Annotated in this window: 17 protein-coding genes and 4 tRNA genes; 16 read left to right on the forward strand and 5 right to left on the reverse strand. The window is 45.9% G+C overall.

Features of this window, described 5'->3' with window-relative positions:
* Positions 1-15: 15 nt before the first annotated feature.
* Entirely contained in the window at positions 16-939 is a 924-nt protein-coding gene (gene coaA / locus C1S73_RS11465) for a type I pantothenate kinase (RefSeq protein ID WP_038873865.1), read from the reverse strand.
* Between the two features lie 206 nt (positions 940-1145).
* On the opposite strand from coaA, the gene C1S73_RS11475 reads away from it, so the two are divergent.
* The 13 genes from C1S73_RS11475 (at position 1146) to rpoC (ending at position 15130) form a co-directional block, all read left to right on the forward strand.
* Positions 1146-1221: transfer RNA gene (locus C1S73_RS11475), tRNA-Thr, on the forward strand.
* A 52-nt stretch (positions 1222-1273) separates the two neighbouring features.
* Positions 1274-1358, forward strand: a tRNA-Tyr gene (locus C1S73_RS11480).
* A gap of 35 nt (positions 1359-1393) precedes the next feature.
* Positions 1394-1468: transfer RNA gene (locus C1S73_RS11485), tRNA-Gly, on the forward strand.
* A 13-nt stretch (positions 1469-1481) separates the two neighbouring features.
* Positions 1482-1557: transfer RNA gene (locus C1S73_RS11490), tRNA-Thr, on the forward strand.
* Positions 1558-1658: 101 nt separating this feature from the next.
* Entirely contained in the window at positions 1659-2843 is a 1185-nt protein-coding gene (gene tuf, locus C1S73_RS11495; protein WP_042605518.1) for an elongation factor Tu, read from the forward strand.
* 266 nt (positions 2844-3109) lie between these two features.
* The gene (secE, locus tag C1S73_RS11505; protein WP_005440549.1) at positions 3110-3490 is read left to right on the forward strand and encodes a preprotein translocase subunit SecE; all 381 of its coding nucleotides are present in this window, start codon (positions 3110-3112) and stop codon (positions 3488-3490) included.
* A 13-nt stretch (positions 3491-3503) separates the two neighbouring features.
* Positions 3504-4052, forward strand: a complete 549-nt coding sequence (gene nusG, locus C1S73_RS11510) for a transcription termination/antitermination protein NusG (RefSeq protein ID WP_005440551.1) — start codon at positions 3504-3506, stop codon at positions 4050-4052.
* A 144-nt stretch (positions 4053-4196) separates the two neighbouring features.
* On the forward strand, positions 4197-4625 hold the full coding sequence (gene rplK, locus C1S73_RS11515) for a 50S ribosomal protein L11 (protein WP_005440554.1): 429 nt from the start codon (positions 4197-4199) through the stop codon (positions 4623-4625).
* A 4-nt stretch (positions 4626-4629) separates the two neighbouring features.
* Entirely contained in the window at positions 4630-5331 is a 702-nt protein-coding gene (gene rplA, locus C1S73_RS11520) for a 50S ribosomal protein L1 (protein ID WP_038873427.1), read from the forward strand.
* 291 nt (positions 5332-5622) lie between these two features.
* Entirely contained in the window at positions 5623-6117 is a 495-nt protein-coding gene (gene rplJ / locus C1S73_RS11525; protein WP_005440560.1) for a 50S ribosomal protein L10, read from the forward strand.
* Positions 6118-6174: 57 nt separating this feature from the next.
* On the forward strand, positions 6175-6543 hold the full coding sequence (gene rplL / locus C1S73_RS11530; RefSeq protein WP_005440561.1) for a 50S ribosomal protein L7/L12: 369 nt from the start codon (positions 6175-6177) through the stop codon (positions 6541-6543).
* Positions 6544-6793: 250 nt separating this feature from the next.
* Positions 6794-10822 carry a DNA-directed RNA polymerase subunit beta gene (gene rpoB / locus C1S73_RS11535; RefSeq protein ID WP_009705466.1) on the forward strand — a complete coding sequence of 1343 codons (4029 nt, stop codon included), beginning with the start codon at positions 6794-6796 and terminating at the stop codon, positions 10820-10822.
* 105 nt (positions 10823-10927) lie between these two features.
* Positions 10928-15130 carry a DNA-directed RNA polymerase subunit beta' gene (gene rpoC, locus C1S73_RS11540; protein WP_038873424.1) on the forward strand — a complete coding sequence of 1401 codons (4203 nt, stop codon included), beginning with the start codon at positions 10928-10930 and terminating at the stop codon, positions 15128-15130.
* Positions 15131-15455: 325 nt separating this feature from the next.
* Here the strand turns inward: rpoC and C1S73_RS11545 are convergent, their stop codons facing one another.
* Positions 15456-15947, reverse strand: coding sequence for an Rsd/AlgQ family anti-sigma factor (locus C1S73_RS11545; RefSeq protein ID WP_038873422.1), 492 nt, complete (start codon positions 15945-15947; stop codon positions 15456-15458).
* Positions 15948-16125: 178 nt separating this feature from the next.
* Here C1S73_RS11545 and nudC point away from each other — a divergent pair, with 178 nt between their 5' ends.
* On the forward strand, positions 16126-16908 hold the full coding sequence (nudC, locus tag C1S73_RS11550) for an NAD(+) diphosphatase (protein ID WP_038873419.1): 783 nt from the start codon (positions 16126-16128) through the stop codon (positions 16906-16908).
* Positions 16909-17170: 262 nt separating this feature from the next.
* Positions 17171-18238: a uroporphyrinogen decarboxylase gene (gene hemE / locus C1S73_RS11555; protein ID WP_005433634.1), complete on the forward strand. Its 1068-nt coding sequence runs from the start codon at positions 17171-17173 to the stop codon at positions 18236-18238.
* A gap of 221 nt (positions 18239-18459) precedes the next feature.
* Here the strand turns inward: hemE and C1S73_RS11560 are convergent, their stop codons facing one another.
* Positions 18460-19032: a uracil-DNA glycosylase family protein gene (locus tag C1S73_RS11560; RefSeq protein ID WP_038873417.1), complete on the reverse strand. Its 573-nt coding sequence runs from the start codon at positions 19030-19032 to the stop codon at positions 18460-18462.
* A gap of 7 nt (positions 19033-19039) precedes the next feature.
* Positions 19040-19963, reverse strand: coding sequence for a D-2-hydroxyacid dehydrogenase (locus C1S73_RS11565; RefSeq protein WP_038873414.1), 924 nt, complete (start codon positions 19961-19963; stop codon positions 19040-19042).
* 66 nt (positions 19964-20029) lie between these two features.
* On the opposite strand from C1S73_RS11565, the gene C1S73_RS11570 reads away from it, so the two are divergent.
* Positions 20030-20617 carry a YjaG family protein gene (locus C1S73_RS11570; protein ID WP_038873411.1) on the forward strand — a complete coding sequence of 196 codons (588 nt, stop codon included), beginning with the start codon at positions 20030-20032 and terminating at the stop codon, positions 20615-20617.
* 80 nt (positions 20618-20697) lie between these two features.
* On the opposite strand, the gene C1S73_RS11575 is transcribed toward C1S73_RS11570, so the two are convergent.
* On the reverse strand, positions 20698-21831 hold the full coding sequence (locus tag C1S73_RS11575) for a CNNM domain-containing protein (protein ID WP_038873409.1): 1134 nt from the start codon (positions 21829-21831) through the stop codon (positions 20698-20700).
* Between the last annotated feature and the right edge of the window lie 73 nt (positions 21832-21904).

Below are 21904 nucleotides of genomic sequence, written 5' to 3' on the forward strand. Positions count from 1 at the left end.
ATTAACGAGTCAGCACTACTTTCTCAACGATACCTTATCAACCAAATGGCTTGGCCCTTTATGCAGTATTAAGTGGGCCCTTTCTCGAGTAGGAAGAATGTTCTGTTCCAAATTGAGTCCATTAATATCATGCCAAATCTGCTTCGCCTTGTTCCTAGCTTCTTCTACTGAGAGTTGAGTATAGTGGCTAAAATAGGATCCAGGTTTGGTGAATGCTCCTCGACGGAATTTCAAAAATCGTTCTACGTACCATTGCTCGACGGTCTCTGTTTCAGCATCAACGTAAATAGAGAAGTCTAGAAAATCCGACACAAACACTCGATGTGGGTCGTGTGGGTAATCCATACCGCTTTGCAAAACATTTAAACCTTCAATGATCAATATATCTGGCTGCTCAACGGTTTTAAGCTCTTCGGTAATGTCGTAGGTAATGTGGGAATAGACTGGCACTGTAAGGTCAGGTTTACCTGCTTTCACATCGGAAACAAACTCAACTAAACGCTTTATGTCGTACGACTCTGGAAAGCCTTTGCGATGCATGATGCCCTTATCTTCCAGTTCTTTCTTTGGATATAAGAAACCGTCGGTTGTCACTAACGCGACTTTTGGATGATTCTCCCAGCGAGATAGAAGGGCCTTCAGCAGCCTCGCAGTCGTACTTTTCCCTACCGCAACGCTACCAGCAATACCGATGACAAATGGAGGAGCATGCTCTTCTGTATTGAGAAATTGCTGTAATACTGAGTTGCGACTCTGACGAGCTTGAACATATAAGTTCAATAGACGAGACAAAGGAAGGTAAATCTCTACCGCTTCCTCTACAGTGAGGTTTTCATTAATGCCTTGAAGCGCGGTTAAGTCGTCTTCAGAGAGTGTCATCGGGACAGAATTTCGTAGTTCTGCCCATTCAGCACGGTCAAATGACAAAAATGGACTCATGAGTCTCTTTGATCCTTGGTTTAATAGAGAGCAAGAACATACAACAAGCATCGTTTAAAGCAAACGACAAAGCTCGAAAGTTTGCTTTAAAAAGTGAGGTTTGTATGAACTTGCAGCAATTGAATCTAAAAAGCTAAATTTTACGATTTTTTTTAAAATACCTATTGCAACCTAGAAAATCATTCAATAGAATGCGCACCACTTATGCCGACTTAGCTCAGTAGGTAGAGCAACTGACTTGTAATCAGTAGGTCACCAGTTCGATTCCGGTAGTCGGCACCATTCTTTCCTGCTTCTTTAAGAAGCAATTGTAGTAAGAATGGCATGAAATTTTGGAGGGGTTCCCGAGTGGCCAAAGGGAGCAGACTGTAAATCTGCCGGCACTGCCTTCGATGGTTCGAATCCGTCCCCCTCCACCATATTCTTAAGGAAATAGCTCTCAGAGTTACGTGTTGCGGGCATCGTATAATGGCTATTACCTCAGCCTTCCAAGCTGATGATGCGGGTTCGATTCCCGCTGCCCGCTCCACTCTAATTTGAGTGCTGATATAGCTCAGGTGGTAGAGCGCATCCTTGGTAAGGATGAGGTCGGCAGTTCGAGTCTGCCTATCAGCACCAGCTCTCAAAGTTATTTCCTTTTGATATAAGATTTACCAATTATCTTTTTTGGTTGCGTGGTCAATTCGGGCCACCTAAATCCGTACCTAGAGGGACTACTCATGTCTAAAGAAAAATTTGAACGTACGAAACCGCACGTTAACGTTGGTACTATCGGCCACGTTGACCACGGTAAAACAACTCTAACTGCAGCTATCTGTACTACTCTTGCTAAAGTTTACGGCGGTGTAGCTAAAGACTTCGCATCTATCGATAACGCTCCAGAAGAGCGTGAGCGCGGTATCACAATCGCAACTTCTCACGTTGAGTACGATACTCCAACTCGTCACTACGCACACGTAGACTGTCCAGGACACGCGGATTATGTTAAAAACATGATCACTGGTGCTGCACAGATGGACGGTGGTATCCTAGTTGTTGCTGCGACAGATGGTCCAATGCCACAAACTCGTGAGCACATCCTACTAGGCCGTCAGGTTGGTATCCCTTACATCATCGTATTCATGAACAAATGTGACATGGTTGATGATGAAGAGCTTCTAGAGCTAGTAGAAATGGAAGTTCGTGAACTTCTATCTGAGTACGATTTCCCAGGTGATGACCTACCAGTTATCCAAGGTTCTGCACTAGGCGCACTAAACGGCGAAGAGCAGTGGGAAGCTAAGATTGTTGAACTAGCAGAAGCGCTAGATTCATACATTCCTGAGCCAGAGCGTGCAGTAGATATGCCATTCCTAATGCCTATCGAAGACGTATTCTCAATCCAAGGTCGTGGTACAGTAGTAACTGGCCGTATCGAACGTGGTATCCTAAACGTAGGTGACGAAGTTGCTATCGTAGGTATCAAAGACACTACTACTACTACATGTACTGGTGTTGAAATGTTCCGTAAGCTTCTAGACGAAGGTCGTGCTGGTGAGAACGTTGGTGCACTTCTACGTGGTACTAAGCGTGACGAAGTTGAACGTGGTCAAGTACTAGCTAAGCCTGGTTCAATCACTCCACACACTAAGTTCGAGTCAGAAGTATACGTACTTTCTAAAGACGAAGGCGGCCGTCATACTCCGTTCTTCAAAGGCTACCGTCCACAGTTCTACTTCCGTACAACTGACGTAACTGGTGATATCTCTCTACCAGAAGGCGTAGAAATGGTAATGCCTGGCGACAACATCCAAATGGTTGTTGAACTAATCGCTCCTATCGCAATGGACGAAGGTCTACGTTTCGCTATCCGTGAAGGTGGCCGTACTGTAGGTGCTGGTGTTGTTGCTAAGATTTTCGCATAATTCTTAACGAATTAACGAATGTCTTCGGAAAATCTTGAATTAGATTTGACGAACCAGTATCAAAAAGGGCATCATTTGATGCCCTTTTTCTGCGCTCAACATTATTTTAGCTGTTTTCTTGTTCAGGATTTGGTTGAGAGTAGAGCAAGATTAGGCGGAGAGGCTTAATCTTAAGAGAGTAGCGCTGATTTTTTCAGCGATATGGAGTTTGCCCTGCAACAGCGGGGTTATTGTCGTCTATATTAAGACTTGTGACAGGTTGGTTTATGAAAGCAAATAATGCTGAAACTCCTGATAGCTCAAACGCAGCAGATACGTTTAAGTGGATTGCCGCTTTCGTATTAGCAGCGGCCGCTGTTGTGGGTAATTACCTGTATGGTGAGATGTCTGTAGTTGTTCGTGCTGCAGGCGTTGTTGTTCTTATTGCAGCTGCCCTAGGCGTTGCAGCGACAACGACTAAAGGTAAAGCAGCGATCAGTTTTGCAAAAGAATCTCGTATGGAAGTTCGTAAGGTTGTTTGGCCTACACGCCAAGAAACCATGCAAACAACACTGATTGTTTTAGCTGTAAGTATTGTAATGGCTCTAGTGCTATGGGGAATTGACGGCATCATGGTTCGTTTAGTTGCTCTAGCAACTGGGGTATAGAGGGTAGTGATTCATGAGTGAAGCTCCAAAAAAACGCTGGTATGTAGTTCAAGCCTTCTCTGGATTTGAAGGTCGTGTAGCTCAATCTCTACGTGAGCATATCAAAATGCACGCTATGGAAGAGCTATTCGGTGAAGTACTAGTTCCTACTGAAGAAGTAGTGGAAATGCGCGCGGGTCAGCGTCGTAAATCTGAACGTAAGTTTTTCCCAGGCTACGTCCTTGTTCAGATGATTATGAACGATGAATCATGGCACCTAGTACGCAGTGTGCCGCGTGTCATGGGCTTCATTGGTGGTACCTCAGACCGTCCAGCACCTATCACAGATAAAGAAGCTGACGCGATTCTTAACCGTCTTGAGAAAGCGAGTGAGTCTCCTCGTCCTCGTACAATGTACGAAGCGGGTGAAGTGGTACGTGTTAACGAAGGTCCATTTGCTGACTTCAATGGTACTGTTGAAGAAGTAGATTACGAGAAGAGCCGTCTGAAAGTGTCTGTATCGATCTTTGGTCGTGCAACACCAGTTGAGCTTGAATTTGGTCAAGTTGAAAAACTTGATTAAAAAAACACCTTTTTAAGGGTTGTCTAAGGCGCGAATTATGACTATAATTTCGCGCCTTTTTACTTCTCATGAAGTAAAGAGTTTTTACGTAAACGGGGAGCTGGTCAGCAGACTAGCGTTAGAACCCAAACTTTAGGAAATATCATGGCTAAGAAAGTTGAAGCTTACATCAAGCTACAAGTTGCTGCTGGCGCTGCGAACCCAAGTCCACCAGTTGGTCCTGCTCTAGGTCAACACGGTGTGAACATCATGGAATTCTGTAAAGCGTTCAACGCAAAAACAGAATCTATTGAGAAAGGTCTACCAACTCCAGTAGTTATCACAGTATACAGCGACCGTTCTTTCACGTTCGTAACTAAGACTCCACCTGCTGCTGTTCTTCTTAAGAAAGCTGCTGGCGTTAAGTCTGGTTCTGGTCGTCCAAACACTGAAAAAGTGGGCACTGTAACTGACGCTCAAATCCAAGAAATCGCAGAAACTAAAGCTGCTGATATGACTGGTGCTGACATCGAAGCGATGAAGCGTTCTATCGCTGGTACTGCTCGTTCAATGGGCCTAGTGGTAGAGGGTTAATAAGATGGCAAAACTAACTAAGCGCATGCGCGTAATCCGCGAAAAAGTTGACGTAACTAAAGAATACGAAATCAACGAAGCTGTTGCTCTTCTTCAAGAACTAGCTACTGCTAAATTCGTTGAGTCTGTAGACGTTGCTGTTAACCTAGGCATCGATGCTCGTAAATCTGACCAGAACGTACGTGGTGCAACTGTACTACCTCACGGTACTGGCCGCGACATCCGCGTAGCAGTGTTCACTCAAGGTGCAAACGCTGAAGCAGCTAAAGAAGCTGGCGCAGACATCGTAGGTATGGAAGATCTAGCTGAGCTAGTGAAGAAAGGCGAAATGAACTTTGACGTAGTTGTTGCTTCTCCAGATGCAATGCGCGTTGTAGGTCAACTAGGTACTATCCTAGGTCCTCGCGGTCTTATGCCAAACCCTAAAGTTGGTACTGTAACTCCTAACGTTGCTGAAGCAGTTAAAAACGCTAAAGCTGGTCAGGTTCGTTACCGTAACGACAAAAACGGCATCATCCACACTACTATCGGTAAAGCAAACTTCTCTGCTGAGCAGATCAAAGAGAACCTAGAGTCACTTCTAGTTGCTCTGAAGAAAGCTAAGCCATCTTCAGCGAAAGGTACTTTCCTGAAGAAAGTAAGCATCTCTACTACGATGGGTGCTGGTGTTGCAGTTGATCAGGCTAGCCTGAACACTCAAGCATAATTTATTTGCTTAGGCGCAAAATTTGTGTATAATTTTGCGCCTAATATTTGTGGTTGGGGCTGAACTTTGGTTCTTTGAACTGTCTCCTAGTTCGAAATGAATTAAGACCCAGTCTCCGTCCAAGACCGTAGGTGTTTGTGTCAAAACAAGCTTAATTATCCTACGTAGATGGTGCCCGAACTGACAGAAAGCTCTATGTAAATAGTTAACTTTCTTCTGGGAAGCACCTAAATAGCTCTCACTGTCGTGATGATAGTGAGTGGTGTAACGACAACCAGGAGTAAATCCAAGATGGCTTTAAACCTTCAAGACAAAAAAGCAATTGTTGCTGAAGTCAACGAAGCTGCCAGTGGTGCACTTTCTGCAGTTGTAGCTGATTCTCGTGGCGTTCAAGTTGGCGCGATGACTTCTCTACGTAAACAAGCTCGCGAAGCTGGCGTTTACATGAGAGTTGTTCGTAACACTCTTGCTCGTCGTGCGGTAGAAGGTACTGAGTACGAGTGTCTAACTGACACTTTCACTGGTCCTACGCTAATCGCATTCTCTAATGAGCACCCAGGTGCTGCAGCGCGTCTTTTCAAAGACTTCGCTAAAGAGAACAAAGACTTCGAGATCAAAGCTGCTGCATTTGAAGGCGCTTTAACTGACGCTGAAGTACTAGCAACACTACCAACTTACGACGAAGCAATCGCACGCCTAATGATGTGCATGAAAGAAGCTTCTGCTGGCAAGCTGGTACGTACTATCGCTGCTATCCGCGATCAAAAAGAAGAAGCAGCGGCTTAAGCCTTGCTTTTTACTGGTTGCAAAATAAACTTATTGTTGACTTAAAAGAGAATTGTTATGTCTATTACTAACGAGCAAATCCTAGACGCAGTTGCAGAAATGTCTGTAATGCAAGTTGTTGAACTAATCGAAGCTATGGAAGAAAAATTCGGTGTAACTGCTGCTGCTGCAGTAGTTGCAGGTGGCGCAGCAGGCGGCGAAGCTGCAGCTGAGCAAACTGAATTTGACGTAATCCTAACTGCAGCTGGCGGCAACAAAGTTGCTGTTATCAAAGCAGTACGTGGCGCAACTGGCCTAGGTCTTAAAGAAGCTAAAGCTCTTGTAGACGGCGCTCCAGCACCTCTAAAAGAAGGCGTTGAGAAAGCTGAAGCTGAAGCTCTTAAAGCTCAGCTAGAAGAAGCAGGCGCTTCTGTTGAAGTTAAGTAATTATTACTTAATTTCATAGCCTAACGGCTAATGGCTGGTGGTTTTTTAACCACCGGCCTTTTTGCGCTGTAGGGCATGAGCGAATTTTCCCGCTGTTTAAGCGTCTCATGTCTATGCAAAAAACATTTCATTCCTACGCAATGAAATGTCACTACAGTAAACAGCTATTTAGTCACTGTCCCTTACCCCCCTTAAGTAACTAGGTGCGGGCGGACGGTTTGGGTCACTTATCAGCGAGCTGAGGAACCCCATGGTTTACTCTTATACCGAGAAAAAGCGCATCCGTAAGGACTTTGGTACTCGTCCACAAGTTTTGGACATTCCATACCTGCTATCGATCCAGCTCGATTCGTTCGACAAATTCATCGAACAGGATCCTGAAGGTCAATACGGTCTTGAAGCTGCTTTCCGTTCTGTATTTCCAATTCAGAGCTACAACGGCAATTCTGAGCTGCAATACGTTAGCTACCGTCTTGGTGAGCCAGTTTTTGACGTTAAAGAATGTCAAATCCGCGGTGTAACTTACTCAAAGCCACTACGCGTAAAACTACGTCTAGTAATCTTTGATAAAGACGCACCAGCAGGTACTGTAAAAGACATTAAAGAACAAGAAGTCTACATGGGCGAAATTCCGCTTATGACAGACAATGGTACCTTCGTAATTAACGGTACCGAGAGGGTTATCGTATCCCAGCTGCACCGAAGCCCAGGCGTGTTCTTCGACAGCGATAAGGGTAAGACCCACTCTTCAGGTAAAGTTCTATATAACGCACGTGTAATTCCTTACCGTGGCTCATGGTTAGACTTTGAGTTCGATCCTAAGGATAACTTATACGTACGTATTGACCGTCGTCGTAAGCTACCAGCTTCGATCATCCTTCGTGCACTTGGTAAAACGTCAGAAGAAATCCTAGATATCTTCTTCGAAAAAGTGAACTTCGAAGTGAAAGACCAAACTCTACTAATGGAGTTGGTTCCTGATCGTCTACGTGGTGAAACTGCGTCGTTCGACATCGAAGCGAACGGTAAAACTTACGTTGAGCAAGGTCGTCGCGTAACAGCTCGTCATATCCGCCAACTAGAAAAAGATGGCGTTGATCACATCGAAGTACCAGTTGAGTACATCGTTGGTAAAGTTGCATCGAAAGATTACATCAACGAAGCAACAGGCGAGATCATTGTTAACGCTAACCAGGAAATTAGCCTGGAAGCACTAGCGAACCTATCTCAGGCTGGCCACAAATCACTAGAAACGTTGTTCACCAACGATCTAGACCACGGTCCATTCATGTCAGAAACACTACGTATCGACAGCACTGTTGATCGTATTTCTGCACTGGTAGAAATCTACCGCATGATGCGCCCTGGTGAGCCACCAACAAAAGAAGCTGCAGAAGCACTATTCGAAAGCCTATTCTTCTCTGAAGAGCGTTACGATCTATCGACTGTTGGTCGTATGAAGTTCAACAGCTCTATCGGCCGTGAAGATGCTCAAGAGCAAGGCACACTTGACGAGCTAGACATCGTTGAAGTGATGAAGAAGCTTATCGCGATCCGTAACGGTAAAGGTGAAGTGGACGATATCGACCACCTTGGTAACCGTCGTATCCGTTCTGTAGGCGAGATGGCTGAGAACCAGTTCCGTGTAGGTCTAGTACGTGTTGAGCGTGCAGTTAAAGAGCGTCTAAGCCTAGGCGATCTTGACGCAATCATGCCTCAAGACCTGATCAACGCGAAACCAATCTCTGCAGCTGTTAAAGAATTCTTTGGCTCTTCACAGCTTTCACAGTTCATGGACCAAAACAACCCGCTATCAGAAGTAACGCACAAGCGTCGTATTTCTGCATTGGGTCCTGGCGGTCTAACTCGTGAGCGTGCTGGCTTCGAAGTACGTGACGTACACGTAACTCACTACGGTCGTCTATGTCCTATCGAAACGCCGGAAGGTCCAAACATCGGTCTGATCAACTCTCTATCTGCGTTTGCGCGTTGTAACGAGTACGGTTTCCTAGAGACGCCATACCGTCGCGTTGTAGATGGTGTTGTAACAGACGAAGTAGATTACCTATCTGCAATCGAAGAAGGCCAATTCGTTATCGCACAGGCTAACGCTGCGTTAACTGAAGAAGGCGGTTTTGCAGATGAGCTGATCACAGCTCGTCAAAAAGGTGAATCTGGTCTACACCCTCGTGAGCACGCTCAGTACATGGACGTTGCGACAAACCAGGTTGTATCTATCGCTGCCTCGCTTATCCCGTTCCTAGAACACGATGATGCGAACCGTGCATTGATGGGTGCGAACATGCAACGTCAGGCAGTTCCAACACTGAAAGCTGACAAACCGCTTGTTGGTACTGGTATTGAACGTAACGTAGCAGTTGACTCAGGTGTAACTGCAGTTGCTAAACGTGGTGGTGTAATCCAGTCAGTAGATGCTTCTCGTATCGTTGTTAAAGTGAACGAAGAAGAGCTAGTACCAGGCGAAGCTGGTATCGACATCTACAACCTGACTAAATACACACGTTCTAACCAGAACACATGTATTAACCAGCGCCCATGTGTGATGCCAGGTGAACCTGTATCACGCGGTGACGTTCTTGCTGATGGTCCTTCAACAGACCTTGGTGAACTAGCGCTTGGTCAAAACATGCGTATCGCGTTCATGCCTTGGAACGGTTACAACTTCGAAGACTCGATCTTAGTATCTGAGCGCGTAGTTCAAGAAGACCGTTTCACGACTATCCACATCCAAGAACTTACTTGTGTGGCGCGTGATACTAAGCTTGGTTCTGAAGAGATCACAGCTGATATTCCAAACGTAGGTGAATCTGCTCTGTCTAAACTAGACGAGTCAGGTATCGTTTACATCGGTGCTGAAGTTAAGGGTGGCGACATCCTAGTTGGTAAAGTAACACCTAAAGGTGAAACTCAGCTAACGCCTGAAGAGAAGCTACTACGTGCAATCTTCGGTGAAAAAGCATCTGACGTTAAAGATACTTCACTACGTGTACCTAACTCTGTATCAGGTACGATTATCGACGTTCAAGTCTTCACTCGCGATGGCGTAGAGAAAGACAAGCGTGCGCTTGAAATCGAACAAATGCAGCTTAAAGAAGCGAAGAAAGACCTAACTGAAGAATTCCAGATTCTTGAGGGTGGCCTTCTAAACCGCGTTAAAGCTGTACTGATCGATGGTGGTTACTCTGAAGCGAAACTAGACACAACTGATCGTAAGAAGTGGCTAGAACTAACGCTAGAAGACGATGCACTACAATCACAGCTTGAGCAACTTGCTGAGCAGTGGGACGAGCTAAAAGCTGACTTCGATAAGAAATTCGAAACTAAGCGTCGCAAGATCACTCAAGGTGATGATCTAGCACCTGGCGTACTGAAGATCGTTAAGGTTTACCTAGCGGTTAAACGTCGTATCCAGCCTGGTGATAAGATGGCGGGTCGTCACGGTAACAAGGGTGTAATCTCTAAGATCAACCCTGTTGAAGACATGCCATACGATGAGAAAGGTCAGCCTGTAGACATCGTACTTAACCCACTGGGTGTACCTTCGCGTATGAACATCGGTCAGATCCTAGAAGTACACTTAGGTCTGGCAGCGAAAGGTATCGGTGACAAGATCAACCAGATGGTTAAAGAGCAGCAAGAACTAGCGAAATTCCGCGAGTTCCTACAAAAAGTTTACGACCTAGGCGAAACTCGCCAGAAAGTAGACATTGCTTCTCTATCTGATGACGAAGTTCGTACTCTGATCAAGAACCTACGTGGCGGTCTACCAATCGCGACTCCAGTATTTGACGGTGCACCAGAAGCGTCTATTAAAGCGCTACTGAAACTAGCAGACCTACCAGAATCTGGTCAGCTAAAACTGTTTGATGGTCGCACGGGTGACCAGTTTGAGCGTCCTGTAACGGTAGGTTACATGTACATGCTGAAACTGAACCACCTTGTTGATGACAAGATGCACGCTCGTTCAACTGGTTCGTACAGCCTAGTAACTCAGCAACCACTTGGTGGTAAAGCTCAGTTCGGTGGTCAGCGTTTCGGTGAGATGGAAGTATGGGCACTAGAAGCATACGGTGCTGCTTACACTCTACAAGAAATGCTAACGGTTAAGTCGGATGACGTTAACGGCCGTACTAAGATGTACAAAAACATCGTAGACGGTAACCACAGCATGGAACCTGGTATGCCAGAATCGTTCAACGTACTGTTGAAAGAGATTCGCTCGCTAGGTATCAACATCGAGCTAGAAGACGAAGAGTAATCTCTTTTCTCTTGACCAAGGTTGAGAGAACCAAAAAGCGATTATTTGGTAGAAGGTGCTCACTTTAGCGAGTGAGCTCCTTTTAACTCCTTACAGGAGCTGATTGTGAAAGACTTATTAAACTTTCTAAAAGCACAGCATAAGACCGAAGAATTTGATGCTATCAAAATCGGTCTATCTTCTCCGGACATGATCCGTTCATGGTCTTTCGGTGAAGTTAAAAAACCTGAAACGATCAACTATCGTACGTTCAAACCTGAACGCGATGGTCTGTTCTGTGCGCGTATCTTTGGTCCAGTTAAAGACTACGAATGTCTTTGTGGTAAGTACAAGCGCCTGAAGCACCGTGGTGTTATCTGTGAGAAGTGTGGTGTAGAAGTTACACAAACTAAAGTTCGTCGTGACCGTATGGGCCACATTGAGCTAGCATCACCAGTAGCTCACATCTGGTTCCTAAAATCGCTACCGTCTCGTATCGGTCTACTAATGGATATCCCACTACGTGATATCGAGCGTGTTCTTTACTTCGAAATGTACGTAGTAACTGAACCAGGTATGACTGATCTAGAAAAATCTCAGATGCTTACTGAAGAAGAGTATCTGGATCGTCTAGAAGAGTGGGGCGACGAGTTCACTGCTAAGATGGGTGCAGAAGCTATCAAGGACCTACTAGGTTCTATGGATATGCACGCTGAAGCTGAACAAATGCGCGAAGAGCTAGAAACAACTAACTCTGAAACTAAGCGTAAGAAAGTCACTAAGCGTCTGAAACTGGTAGAAGCGTTTATTCAATCTGGCAACAACCCAGAGTGGATGATCCTGACTGTACTTCCAGTTCTTCCGCCAGATCTACGTCCTCTAGTACCACTAGATGGCGGTCGTTTTGCGACTTCAGATCTGAACGACCTATACCGTCGTGTGATCAACCGTAACAACCGTTTGAAGCGTCTTCTAGAGCTAGCTGCTCCGGACATCATCGTACGTAACGAAAAACGTATGCTGCAAGAGTCTGTTGATGCGCTACTAGACAACGGTCGTCGTGGTCGTGCGATCACAGGTTCTAACAAACGTCCTCTGAAATCTCTTGCTGATATGATCAAGGGTAAACAAGGTCGTTTCCGTCAGAACCTTCTAGGTAAACGTGTAGACTACTCTGGCCGTTCTGTAATCACAGTAGGTCCATACCTTCGTCTACATCAGTGTGGTCTTCCTAAGAAGATGGCACTTGAGCTATTCAAACCATTTATCTACAGCAAGCTAGAGACTCGTGGTCTTGCGACTACAATCAAAGCTGCTAAGAAAATGGTAGAGCGTGAAGAAGCGGTAGTTTGGGATATCCTAGACGAAGTAATCCGTGAACACCCAGTACTATTGAACCGTGCACCTACACTTCACCGTCTAGGTATCCAGGCGTTCGAACCAGTACTAATCGAAGGTAAAGCGATTCAGCTACACCCACTAGTGTGTGCGGCGTACAACGCGGACTTCGATGGTGACCAAATGGCGGTTCACGTACCTCTAACTCTAGAGGCACAGCTTGAAGCTCGTACTCTGATGATGTCGACAAACAACATTCTGTCGCCAGCGTCAGGTGATCCGATCATCGTACCTTCTCAGGACGTTGTATTGGGTCTGTACTACATGACTCGTGACAAGATCAACGTGAAAGGTGAAGGCATGTACCTTTCTGGCCCAGCAGAGGCTGAGAAAGCATACCGCACTAAGACCGCTGAACTACACGCACGCGTTAAAGTACGTATTACAGAAACAGTTGTAGACGAAGATGGCAACAGCACTACTGAAACTAAGATGGTTGATACAACTATCGGTCGTGCAATGCTATGGCAAATCGTGCCATCGGGCCTACCGTACAGCATCGTTAACCAAAAACTAGGTAAGAAACAGATCTCTAACCTACTTAACGAGGCATACCGTAAGCTTGGTCTTAAAGATACAGTAATCTTCGCTGACCAAATCATGTACACCGGTTTCGCATACGCGGCACTATCTGGTGTATCTGTTGGTATCGACGACATGGTTGTACCGCCAGCTAAGTACACTGAAATCGCAGAAGCGGAAGAAGAAGTACGTGAAATCCAGGAACAGTACCAATCTGGTCTTGTTACTGCGGGCGAGCGCTACAACAAAGTGATCGATATCTGGGCATCGACCAACGATCGCGTAGCAAAAGCGATGATGGCAAACCTTTCATCTGAAACGGTAGTTAACCGTGACGGTGAAGAAGAGCAACAAGAATCGTTTAACAGCATCTACATGATGGCTGACTCGGGCGCTCGTGGTTCTGCTGCACAGATTCGTCAGCTAGCGGGTATGCGTGGTCTGATGGCGCGTCCAGATGGTTCAATCATCGAAACGCCGATCACTGCGAACTTTAAAGAAGGTCTAAACGTACTTCAGTACTTTATCTCAACGCACGGTGCTCGTAAGGGTCTTGCGGATACGGCACTGAAAACAGCGAACTCGGGTTACCTAACTCGTCGTCTAGTAGACGTTGCTCAAGACGTTGTTGTAACTGAACATGACTGTGGCACTCACGAGGGTGTTGACATGATGCCTCACATCGAGGGTGGTGATGTTAAAGTTGCACTAACTGAGCTAGCGCTAGGTCGTGTAGTAGCTGAAGACGTTCTTAAGCCAGGTACAGAAGATGTTCTGATCCCACGTAACACTCTAATTGATGAGAAGTGGTGTCAGATCATGGAAGAGAACTCTGTAGACAGCATGCGCGTACGCTCTGTTGTTACATGTGACTCTGACTTCGGTTGTTGTGCACAGTGTTACGGTCGTGACCTAGCACGTGGTCACCTAGTGAACCAAGGTGAAGCAGTAGGCGTTATCGCTGCTCAGTCTATCGGTGAACCGGGTACACAGCTTACGATGCGTACGTTCCACATCGGTGGTGCGGCATCTACTGCAGCAGCAGAGAACAGCATCCAAGCGAAGACAACTGGTACAGTTAAACTGCACAACGCTAAGTTCGTAATCAACAAAGATAAGAAGCTGGTAATCACGTCTCGTGCATCTGAGCTAACTATCATTGATGAATTCGGTCGTACTAAAGAGAAGCACAAACTTCCTTACGGTTCGATGCTAAGCAAAGGCGACAACGACGCAGTAACAGCTGGTGACGTTGTTGCTAACTGGGAAGCGCACACCATGCCAATCATCACTGAAGTGGCAGGTCGCATCCAGTTCGTAGACATGATCGACGGTGTTACAGTTTCTCGTCAAACAGATGACCTAACAGGTCTATCTTCAAGCGAAGTAACTGACCCAGCAGCTCGCCCAGCAGCAGGTAAAGATATGCGTCCAGCTATCAAACTTGTTGATGAGCAAGGTAACGACGTAATGATCCCTGGTACTGAAATGCCAGCTCACTACTTCCTACCTGGTAAAGCGATTGTAAACATCGAAGACGGCGCAGAAGTAGGTGTGGGTGATACACTTTCACGTATCCCTCAGAAATCTGGCGGTAACAAAGATATCACCGGTGGTCTACCACGCGTAGCAGACCTATTCGAAGCTCGTAAGCCTAAAGAGCCTGCGATTCTTGCTGAGCACACAGGTACTGTGAGCTTCGGTAAGGAGACGAAAGGTAAACGTCGTCTAGTAATCACTCGTGACGGCGGTGACGCTTACGAAGAGATGATTCCTAAGCATCGTCAGTTGAACGTATTTGAAGGTGAGCGTGTTGAACGTGGTGACGTGATCGCAGATGGTCCAGAGTCTCCACATGACATTCTACGTCTACGTGGCGTACACGCGGTAACTCAGTACATCGCTAACGAAGTACAAGAAGTTTATCGTCTACAAGGCGTTAAGATTAACGATAAGCACATCGAGACTATCGTTCGTCAAATGCTACGTAAGTGTACAATTACTCACGCAGGTGACTCTGAGTTCCTACCTGGCGAGCAAGTTGAATACTCACAAGTTAAGATTTCTAACCGTAACCTAGAAGCTGAAGGCAAAGAGCCAGCACGTTTCGAGCGTGAGCTACTAGGTATCACTAAGGCATCTCTAGCGACTGAGTCATTCATCTCTGCGGCATCGTTCCAGGAGACAACTCGCGTACTAACAGAAGCTGCGGTTTCTGGTAAGCGTGATGACCTACGTGGTCTGAAAGAGAACGTAATTGTTGGTCGTCTGATCCCAGCTGGTACTGGTTTCGCATACCACCAAGATCGTCAAGCTAAACGTGCTGAAGCGCAAGAAGGTCCATCTGCTGAACAAGCAACAGATAACCTAGCGGCACTTCTAAACGCTGGCTTCTCTTCTGACGAGTAATCGTTAAGAGCTTAAAAGAAAAGGCACCTCCGGGTGCCTTTTTTGTTTGAAGTCAAATAGAACGCTTACGCTCCGAGAGCGCTTCGCCTTAGGAATCGAGAGGTGTTGTTGGAGGGCTAGTGCAAGAAGTTTGGCTTCGAAAGGTGTTGACAGAACTTGTCCCTTAGAAAGACAAAATGAACCGAATCCCGAAAAACAAAAAGGGTTGACGAATACACGCCAACCCTCAAGAATCTTCTCGCTTCTCGCTTCTCGCTTCTCGCTTCTCGCTTCTCGCTTCTCGCTTCTCGCTTCTCGCTTCTCGCTTCTCGCTTCTCGCTTCTCGCTATGCGCCAGGCGGCATAGCTAAACTGTCGGCAATCAACTGAATCAAGTGATCCTCTACCGCAAAGCGCGTTTCGATAATTTCTCCAATCAGAGACATATCTGAATCGAAATCGGCCAGTTCATCTTCGGCTGAAACATCAGAGTATTTATCGGTAAAGTTAAGAAGCGGTTCGGTAGTTAGAACTATCTTCGCGTAAGCCTGATTAATTTCATCAGTAGCGACAAAGCCAGTCGCTTTCCATTTATCCATGACCATGTCGTATATCTTGAAATGGCCTTCGGAGATATAGTCAACAAGATGTTGGCAGAAGTGCTGTAATTCGTCTGGAGAAGGAAGTTCAATAACGTTCGTTTTCGAACAAGGTTGCAGTGCTGCAAGCTTACAATATTCGACAATCAAAGACTGTCTTGTTTCCAGCCAATGATCAATGACCTCACTTGAGCCACCCCATTGGTCCTGTGTTTGTTTGAATTTTTTTAGCATGACCATGCCCTCATGATCTGATCGCCCATTGGCGAACGTATCCTTTGCAAAGCAAAGTTAGTAAAGTGATTACAAACTCTTGTCCTTACTAGAATTTATAGTTGCAAATCTAACGAACAACAAACTCTGGTATGAAATTAGATTGCCAGTAAAATGGATGAACTTCAAGCAAAGGGACGCTGTAATGTTAAGAAAAGGTGAAGTTAACCGTACGAAAAACGCCTATTGGTGCGTTGTCTCAGGAAGTGATATCTGGCTGGTGGATGGTGCTATTCCATTTGGTAATGCAGAGCAGTTCTCACTGCCAGAGGCGAGTGCAAGGCAAATTGGTGAATACCAAGGTGCCCCAGTCATATGGATAAACCTGTGTGATTTAGACCATGATTTAGATCTTGTGTCTTTGCGAGATTGTCTCCATTTCCCAGAGGCGCTTTTCTTGCTGATTAGTAAAGCGATTCAATATGGCCACATGACACAAAGCCTGCGCTTTTGCCCTCAATGTGGCGGGCGTAACTTCCTCAACAACAATCAATTGGCAATGCAGTGTGGTGAGTGCCGTACCTTACACTATCCGCGTATCTTCCCGTGCATCATTGTCGCTGTACGCAAAGATAACCAGATTTTGTTGGCACAGCACCCTCGTCATCGAAATGGCATGTACACCGTCATTGCGGGCTTTTTAGAAGTGGGAGAAACCCTAGAAGAATGTGTGGCTCGAGAGGTGCATGAAGAAACCGGCGTACACGTTAAAAATATTCGCTATTTTGGCAGCCAACCATGGGCCTTTCCATCCAGCATGATGATGGCATTTCTTGCGGATTACGAGTCTGGTGAATTGAATCCTGATTACACCGAGCTGTCCGATGCACAATGGTTTGGCATTGACGAGATGCCGCCGGTTGCACCAGAAGGGACAATTGCTCGAGCACTTATCGAGCAAACGCGACAAGATATCGAATCTAATTAGCTGAAAAATAGATAAAAAAAACCCTCCGAGAGGGAGGGGGTAAGTAAGATGTCGTTATGAGATGCTGAGTACCGGGTACTCAGTTTATAATTGTAGTTTTCGCTAGCGAACAAATTTTTAACACTGATACCGACTGGGTGCAAATTAAGCACTGATTTAAAAGTTAATAACTTGATCCAGGTTGCAAAGCACACAGCTATTAGCCTTAAATCAGTGATAGAATACCCCCTTTCAAAGAAAGCCTAACAATTGGAATTACGGAATGACTGAATTAAAAAATGATCGTTATCTGCGTGCCCTTCTAAAAGAGCCAGTAGATTACACGCCAGTATGGATGATGCGTCAGGCAGGTCGTTACCTACCAGAGTACAAAGCAACTCGTGCGCAAGCGGGCGATTTCATGTCTTTGTGTAAAAATGCGGAGTTGGCGTCAGAAGTAACGCTTCAACCACTACGCCGTTTTCCTCTTGATGCAGCGATCTTGTTCTCTGACATCCTAACTATCCCAGATGCAATGGGCTTAGAGCTTCGTTTTGCTGCGGGTGAAGGTCCGGTTTTCGATAAGCCAATCACTTGCAAAGCCGACGTAGAAAAGATTGGCCTGCCAGATCCAGAAGGCGAGCTGCAATACGTAATGAACGCAGTGCGTCAAATCCGCAAAGACTTGAACGGTGACGTTCCACTGATTGGTTTCTCTGGTAGCCCATGGACGCTGGCGACTTATATGGTTGAAGGCGGCAGCTCGAAAGCGTTCACCAAGATCAAGAAGATGATGTACGCAGAACCACAAACGCTGCACCTACTTCTAGATAAGCTAGCAGACAGCGTTATCGAGTACCTAAACGCGCAAATTAAAGCGGGTGCACAGTCGGTGATGGTATTTGATACATGGGGCGGTGTACTGACTCCTCGTGACTACAACCTGTTCTCACTGCAATACATGCACAAGATTGTAGATGGCCTGATTCGTGAAAACGACGGTCGTCGCGTACCAGTAACATTGTTCACTAAGAACGGTGGTATGTGGCTTGAGCAAATCGCAGCAACGGGCTGTGATGCGGTAGGTTTAGACTGGACAATCAACATTGCAGACGCGAAAGCGCGTATCGGCGATAAAGTGGCTCTACAAGGTAACATGGACCCATCAATGCTCTACGCTTCACCAGAGCGTATCCGTGAAGAAGTAGCGGGTATTCTAGAAGGCTTTGGCGATGCAGGTACTGGTCACGTGTTCAACCTAGGTCACGGTATCCACTTGGATGTGCCGCCAGAAAACGCAGGTGTGTTTGTGGAAGCGGTACACGAGCTATCTAAGCCGTACCACAAGTAAATTCGACTTTTTGAAATCAAATACCGGCAATCAGTGCCGGTATTTTTTTACCTGAAATTCAAGATTGTACAGCTCTGATAGTATTTGATCTACCATGATCTAATTACTATTCTAGCTGTACCTTAGACATTAAAATTTAATATAAATAAAGGCTTATGATTGCTTGGTTTTATGTTCTAATTTTCTTGTACAGATAAACAAGCAATTAGATCATGGGTAACCTAAAGCATCGAATGAACGCGTTTTTTAAGGTATGGCACGATGTCAGATTCAAACCAAGGATTCTTCTTTAGCCATAATGTGTTGCGCGGAGAAGGGTGAGGAAGCGGGATAAAGTCCGGTTCCCAATCCTGCCATTGCTGAACAGTTTGCGTGAGCGTCTTTGGTTTGTTGGTGAGATAGTACTGCTGTGAGTACTGACCAATCAGCAGAGTCAGCTCTATATTGGGCAACTGCTCAAGAATCTTATTATGCCAAGCGGGCGCACACTCTTTGCGAGGAGGCAAATCGCCAGAGCTACCCTTGCCTGGATAGCAGAAGCCCATCGGGACAATGGCTATTTTTTTTGGGTCGTAGAACGTGTCTTTGTCGATATCGAGCCATTGGCGTAACCGATCGCCGCTTGGATCGTTCCAAGGTATCGAGGTTTTGTGCACACGTGTCCCCGGCGCTTGTCCGATGATTAGGATGCGTGCGTCTTTTGCGGCTTGCACGACAGGGTTTGCACCCAAAGGTAAATCGTCTGCGCAGATCTGGCAGGCTCGCACTTGCTTTAGCAATGTTTCTAGAGACATAAAACGGTTAATACCCTTTGTCGAAATCGACCTGATTATTTAGAGAGAAACCGTCCCTCCAACTCAAGTAGTTGCCTGCAAAAATGTCGACTACTTGCTCAGGGAAACTTAACGCTGCGATGTGAGGAGTGATGGTTACTTGCGGAAGTTTCCAAAACGGATGTTGTGGTGAAAGTGGTTCTAGTTCAAACACATCGAGAAAAGCATGTTCGACCCAGCGATTCTTTAGAGCGAGCAACAGACCTACATCATCAATCACATCGCCTCTTCCAACATTAAATAGCAATGCCAGATTAAGATGGCTTAGCACCTGACTATTGAGTAAACGTTGCGTCTCTGTCGTGCTCGGCAGCGTATTTACCACGATATCCGCTTGGTGAAAGGCACTGGCGAGTTCATTGATATGAAAAGTTTGATTGAATTCACCGCCAGAAGTGGGGATACCAGTACGATTGATTCCTATGGCTTTCATGCCCATCAGTTGTGCCGTTTTACCCAAATGACTGCCGATACTGCCGGTGCCGAGAATCACCATGGTTTTGCTTTGTAGCGAGGTATATAGATGCGGCTGCCATTGTTTAGCCTGTTGCTGCTGGTGGTATTGCATGAAGTGACGGAAGTGAGCAATGCTGTAACCAATCACGTACTCGGCAATCAATGGACCAAAAATACCGCGAACATTAGTCAAGGTATAATCCCGGCGCAGATTCGGCATCATCAAAGCATTCACCCCAGCAAATGTTGATTGCACCCACTCAAGCTGTGAAAACTCGTCTAACCTTTGTGATAGTAATGGTGGATCCGCCAGTACGATCTGAGCATCTTGAGGTTTGTTTGTGATGGCAAGATCGGGCAGATTTTTGTCCGCTAGTAATGTTTCGTAGGTGTCGCGATGCTCCGAGAGCAGGAAAATCTGATTTGGATGCTGCATTAACTTTTTTCCCTGTGATGAATCAAGTACACTTTCGCTGATTTTTTCTTCAATGATTGAGTGACTATGCTTAAGAATCCTCTTCAGGTTCGTTTGGAAAAACTAGAACCTTGGCAACAAATTACCTTCATGGCGTGTCTGTGTGAACGCATGTATCCAAACTATGCGATGTTTTGTGAGAATACAGAATTTGCTGAGCCACGTGCTTACCGAGCGATTCTTGATAGTGTATGGGAAATTCTGACGGTTAAGAACGCGAAAATTAACTTCGAACGTCAATTAGAGAAGTTAGAAGAATTGTTCCCAAGTGCAGATGAGTTCGATTTTTACGGTGTTTATCCAGCGATGGATGCTTGTCAGAGCTTGTCGACACTGCTGCATGGTCTGTTGGATCGCGACTACCTTTTCGATTCAATGCTTAAAGTGAGCCAACAGTCGGTACAAACTGTTGCTGACCTAGAACAAGCACAAGGTGCAGAGTCAATCACAAACGACAACCAAAAAGAAAATGAAGCCGTGTGTGAAGAGTGGGATGTTCAGTGGGCTATCTTCCGTCCACTGCGTGAAGCGGTAGAGCGTGACATCAGCTTGATTAAAGATTTGCGTGAAGAGCTGCGCGAAGAAGCCGTGAGCAACATCGGCATTGCACTTTAATTGTTGAATAGATAAAACAAAGGCATCCATGGTGGATGCCTTTTTAATTTGTGCGTACGAGCTGTTATGCCCAATGCTGATTACGATTCTTTAGAGTCTGGTTTGGTTGGCTCTTGAGCTTCTGGCTCTTTGTCCTGTTTCTCCAGTTGTTCCTCTTCTTCATCGTCGTCACGGCTTTCAATCACGCCGTGCTTCTCTTTCCAGTTTTCCCAGCGTTGATAAGCTAGCTCTTGCATGTCTGTGCTCTTATCCGCTTCGTCGATGATCTCTTCACCCAATAGGTGCTCAAAGATATCTTCAAGTGTCACTAGACCTTGAATTGTGCCGTATTCATCGACAACTAAAGCCAGTTGTAGACGGTGGCTCATCATCTGGTCGAACACTTTAGGTAAAGTGGTATTGTTTAGCACGACTTGAATAGGGCGCATAACGGCACCAAGTTGCTTTTCACCACTGCCAGATTGTTGCAGCTTGAACAATTCTAAGCGGTGTACGAAGCCAACAATATTGTCCGTTTGTTCACTGTAAACCAGAGGGCGAGAGAACGGTGTTTCTTTGTGTTTATCAAGAAACTCATTAATCGACATCGTAGCATCCACACGGAACACGACTGGGCGAGGTGTCATGACTTGAGTCACGGGTACATCTTGAATACCAAGTAGGTTACTCAGAATTTTTGATTCGCCTTCTGCGAACTCGCCACTTTCTCTTGCAAGAATCGCCATTGCGGATAATTCATCACGCATCTTTGGTGCTTCGTGGTTGCGTGCTAAACGCTTTGTAATCTGCTCTGAGAACCACACGAATGGTGTCAGTGCCCAAACCATCCAACGCAGCGATACGGCTGCTGCAGGCGCTAATTGACGCCAGTAGGTTGCACCAATCGTTTTAGGTACGATCTCTGAAAGTACAAGAATCGCTAAAGTCAGAACCGCAGAGAAGATACCAAGTGCTTCGCTACCAAACACAACTGCCGCTTGTGCACCTGCCGTTGCTGCACCAATAGTATGAGCAATAGTGTTTAACGTCAGGATTGAAGCCAATGGACGGTCGATGTCCGACTTCAGTTTTTCTAGCTGAGCTGAAGCAGGGTGCCCCTGTTGTCTGAGCTGTGCAATGTAGCTCGGACTGATACTCAGTAGTACCGCCTCCAGCACCGAACAGATAAACGAAACGCCGATAGCAATAGAGATATAAATGGATAACAGCAGCATAGTTGCCCTTGAATGTAATGTGATAGTTGGTCTTTGCAGAGATTATAACCGCAAAAGTGCCTTATAAATCGGT

Origin of the sequence: Vibrio jasicida 090810c (assembly GCF_002887615.1) — a bacterium.
Classification (GTDB): Bacteria; Pseudomonadota; Gammaproteobacteria; order Enterobacterales; family Vibrionaceae; genus Vibrio; species Vibrio jasicida.